At 39.7% G+C, this 4,430-nt stretch carries 5 protein-coding genes; 4 read left to right on the forward strand and 1 reads right to left on the reverse strand.

The genetic code is table 11. The annotated features are described in order from the left end of the window. The first annotated feature begins 906 nt into the window (after positions 1–906). The 4 genes from F7D73_RS12200 to F7D73_RS12215 are packed head-to-tail and all read left to right on the forward strand — an operon-like array spanning position 907 to position 2,971. The gene (locus tag F7D73_RS12200; RefSeq protein ID WP_036863323.1) at positions 907–1,245 is read left to right on the forward strand and encodes a type II toxin-antitoxin system RelE/ParE family toxin; all 339 of its coding nucleotides are present in this window, start codon (positions 907–909) and stop codon (positions 1,243–1,245) included. 2 nt (positions 1,246–1,247) lie between these two features. Next, positions 1,248–1,577: a helix-turn-helix transcriptional regulator gene (locus F7D73_RS12205; protein WP_009018157.1), complete on the forward strand. Its 330-nt coding sequence runs from the start codon at positions 1,248–1,250 to the stop codon at positions 1,575–1,577. A gap of 25 nt (positions 1,578–1,602) precedes the next feature. Beyond that, entirely contained in the window at positions 1,603–1,854 is a 252-nt protein-coding gene (locus F7D73_RS12210) for a hypothetical protein (protein WP_077195649.1), read from the forward strand. A 49-nt stretch (positions 1,855–1,903) separates the two neighbouring features. Beyond that, positions 1,904–2,971 carry a hypothetical protein gene (locus tag F7D73_RS12215; RefSeq protein ID WP_144005932.1) on the forward strand — a complete coding sequence of 356 codons (1,068 nt, stop codon included), beginning with the start codon at positions 1,904–1,906 and terminating at the stop codon, positions 2,969–2,971. A gap of 43 nt (positions 2,972–3,014) precedes the next feature. Here F7D73_RS12215 and mobV read toward each other — a convergent pair whose 3' ends face one another. After that, positions 3,015–4,370 carry a MobV family relaxase gene (gene mobV, locus F7D73_RS12220; protein WP_153125089.1) on the reverse strand — a complete coding sequence of 452 codons (1,356 nt, stop codon included), beginning with the start codon at positions 4,368–4,370 and terminating at the stop codon, positions 3,015–3,017. Positions 4,371–4,430 lie beyond the last annotated feature (60 nt).

Raw genomic sequence — 4,430 nt, forward strand, 5'->3', positions numbered from 1 at the left:
GAACACTTATAAATCGCTCATTTTAAGCTATTCAGCAGATTATAGAAGAATTTTTAGGAAAAATACTATTCTGTTCAATGCAAAGATGCGAAGTTGCATGTTAAACAAAATACGCTTAGTATAGCCTATTCGAAACTTGACTCAAAGTCTCCTCTTTATAACGGATTCAATGCAAAAGTGAATGAAATCATCGATAAAAATCAAGAGACTCCTGCCAAGAAGGTTAATATAAAGAGTAGTCGTACAACCCGTAAAAATGTTGCAGAGCAACAATCTGTATAGTAACAGCGTAGTTTTTTCTTGCTATACCGATTGGTTCTGTCGATTTTATTGATTAATTATAATCTTCAAATAGCCAATATTGATAATTCTTGCTTCATAAATTATCAATATTGGCTATCAAAATATAGTCTTTATTATACCCTCTTGAAAATAAGAATAACTTTTTTACGAGTTTTGATATATAAAAAAGGCGTATAACCGGTTTTTGATAATTCTTGAGAGGGAATTATCTGTGTTTTCAATCAAAATTACGCTAAAATCTGCTGAATAGCTTAAAATGAGCGATTTATGAGTGTTTCACCTCAATGGAGGTAATGATTTAGCAACGGTTCTAATTTCTGCAATATGCATACGTTTGCTTGTCAAACAACTCTTGTCGGTTGCAAAAGTACAACAAAAACTTCGGCTCGCAAAAATATAGTTTATCTTTTATGATTTATTTTCAGTTATGATTAGATAATTTCAACTGAGTTTACAAATGTACTTCGCAACTTGCCTGTTAGTTCTTGATGCGCAATTATATGTAGCTAAAATGTTAAAAATGTAGCATAAGATGGCTTTTTATCGCAAATGTTTCTTTTTTATGAAACAATATGAGTATCTTTGTCAACCAAAAAGAATAATATGGCACAAAATATCTTCCGACTTGTCTTGACAGACGAGGCACAGGACTTCATTGAGAGTTTACCCGAAGCGGTATCTTACAAGATATACTACAACATCAAGCGTGTTGCTGGAGGAGAACGCAACAAGGAACTTTTCAAGAAGTTGGAGAATTCGGAGATATGGGAATTTCGTACATTGTACAACAAAACTGCTTATCGCTTGTTTGCTTTCTGGGACAAGGACAAGGAAACTTTGGTGATTGCCACTCATGGCATCATCAAGAAAACTCAAAAGACACCAAGCAAGGAAATAGCAAAAGCAGAAGCAATAAGAAAAGAATATTTCAAAAACAAATAATTATGGCACAGATGAATCTTACCCCATTGGACGACGTGCTTGACAAGCACTTTGGAAAAGTTGGTACTCCGAAACGTGACGCTTTTGAGAGTGATGTGGATGAAGCGTTGCATGCTTACCGTTTGGGAGAAGCCATCAAGAAGGCTCGCATAGAGCAGAATTTGACCCAAGAACAACTTGGTGAGCGTATCGGTGTGAAAAGAGCGCAGATTTCCCGATTAGAGAGAGGTTATAGTATAACAATACCTACTATGCGAAGAGTATTTAAGGCTCTTGGTGTGGTAACTGCAACTATCGATTTGGGGATTGCAGGTAAAGTAGCACTATGGTAAAGATTCACAATTAAAGAAATAAGTAATGGCAACGATAGATTTTGAAAACATAGATTCTGATAGCACAGATAACAAGTATTTGGACCTCTGTAAAAAAGGAAGATATATAGAAGCAGTGAAAGTTTATAAAGATGATACTGGTTGCGGATTGGCTGAAGCAAAAGCTTATATTGACAATCTTCGTTCTGAGTATGGGATAAAACCTCAATCGTCAGGACAAGGCTGTATGGTTGCAATAAGTATCTTGATTATAGTATCATTTCTAATATTTTTGTAATATGGCACGACGATATAGAGACCCATGGGCTAAAAAATCCAAAAAGGGAATGAAGTCATTGGGAACGATGGCTAAAGTCGGTGGTGTTTTAGGTTATGCTGCATATAACAGCATAAAGAGCACAAACGCCCAAACACGCCACTTAAACCAAGCTACAAAAACCAAAAATATATCTCCAAAAGGTTGTGGCATTATTGCGATTGGTTTTATATTGGGAGCTATAATTGGCATTTGCGCTGGAAGTTTTATGGCTTTTGGAATAATCTTTTTGGGTACGGCTTTCGTAGTATCAATTATGACTATTGTATCATCTGATGATAACACAGAACAAACATCATCTTCAACTGACACAAAAGAAAAAGTCCTAATTAATTCTAATCCAAAATTTAAAGAGACTACAGATGCAATTAAAAAATCCATCATGGAAAAAGTTTGTTACGAACCAATAAATACACAATTAAATGCGTTGCCTGTGAATTTGAGAAAAGAATGCTTCTTGCAAGCATTGCTGTCTGCTTTGAATGAATACAATTTGATGTCGGAAATTCCAAATGAAACAGAAAAATATATAGATGCTCTTACTGCAAAAATGAATATTTCAGAAGATATACTTGCAAGCAAGAGCCAATATGTTGATTTTACAAAATCACTTATTGTTCAAGATATTTTGCATGGAATTACTCCACATAGAGCAACTTTGACACGAAACCCTATAAACTTTCAAAAGGATGAGATTTTGATTTGGCCTTTTGTCGGAGTTGTTTTGTATGAAGAAGTCGTTAGACGTCAATCTGTCGGGGCATCAAGAGGCATCAGTGTCCGTGTAGCAAGTGGTATATACTATCGTGTCGGAGCATTTAAAGGAGAGCCTTTAGTTACTTCAAGCCTTCAGCCAAAATATTCTGGCTCACTGATAATTACAAACAAGAATGTTTATTTTTATTCTGTTCAAAAATCAATTCGTTTACCTTATGGGAAAATATTGTCTTTTGTCCCATTTGAAGATGGTATCGGCATACAGCCAGATAGAATGAATGCAAAAACAATCTACATCAAAGGGCTTGATGGTAGATTTGCATTTAATGTTGTGTCAAATATACAAAACATAAACAATTAATAAATCCAATGAAGGGTGTCCTTATTGGCACCCTTCATTGGATTTATAGTCTAACGCCTTTACGTTGTGAAGATAAACGTAACTTTAGGGTATCCCATTGCTCCTTGAACCAGTCACCAATAGGTTGTCTATTGATATACAAAAACAGTTGGTTCGGCTTGGTAGAATCAGAAAACACCTTGATTTCCGCATTCTCCACATTGAACTTTCTTCTGTGCTCCTCGGAATAGAGTGAACCGCTAAAGTTTAACGCCTTACCTGTAAGGAGTACTCCGATTTGCTCGATGGTGAAGCCTATCTTCCTGCACAGGTCTTCCATTTGCAAGCGTGCCTCCAACATCGGAAACCAACGATTGGCTTTGCGGATGAGGTCGTTGAGCATCGTTACCTCCGTGCAGTGCTTGCTCTCTAAATTCGCAACCTCCGATTGGTGCTTCCGCTGCATCTCGTCAAGCTGTTTGCTGTGGCTGTCTTCCATTCGCTGCACCTTCTCATGGAGTTCATCTATGTATTGCTCTCGGTCTGCCACAAGCTCGCACAACTTTCGGTTGTGTTGCTCCACCTCTTTCAATTTTCCACTGCCCAAAAGAGAACCAATCTTCGACACAAGGGCTGTCTTGGCTTCCGTCTTGGCTGCCTGTAGTTTCTCCGTGTTGATTTCGTTCTTGGTCTGTTTGAGCAGTCGCTCCGCTTCCTCCACATCAGATTGCAACAGTTTCATGCAGTTTTGAAGTCTCTCCGTCTCTCGCTTGATGTTGCGGTAATACTGTGCCGTGGTGGTATGCCTCGCATCCGATCCACGGACACCTCGCTTCAAGCCATACTTGCCCATGGCTTCCGCATAACTGTCGTGATAGCCAACCATCTTGTCACAGTTGAGCACATCATCGGCACACAACCTCACGGCATTGGCTTTCTTGCGGTATGTCCGCTTGCCTTCTTCCGCTGTCTTGTTCTTCGCCTTTCTCCGCTCGCCTGTCACTATCGGAACGATGGAGGCGTGGAGGTGCGGCGTGTGCTCGTCCATGTGGAGAACCACCGAAACGACATTCTCCTTGCCGAATGTGTCCTGCAACCACTTCAAGCTGTCGTTGCACCAATCGTCAAGCTGACCATTGGCTGCGATGTTCATCATGTCCTCGTGCGTTCCAGACAGCACGGTTCTAATCACCCTCACCTGGTCATTGGTTATCTTGCGCTTGATGCCTGCCGTCTTGATGCGGTGGGCGATGGCTTCGTCACGACCATACACACCGCTCGGCATCTTGACAAGCTCACGGTTGAGGTGAGTCCTTGTTGGGTCGGCATTGTCTGGTATCACCTTGCGCTCTATGTGGTCTGACTCCCTTGCGTCAGAGCTGCCCTTTGCCTTCTTGAAATCCAAACTGAAATGTCCCATAATAACACTAGTGTCCCGTTAAAACGAGACGATTATTAAATAAGTTATTAATACTCAAAA

This window comes from Segatella copri, assembly GCF_009494395.1.
In the GTDB taxonomy this organism is placed as follows: Bacteria; Bacteroidota; Bacteroidia; order Bacteroidales; family Bacteroidaceae; genus Prevotella.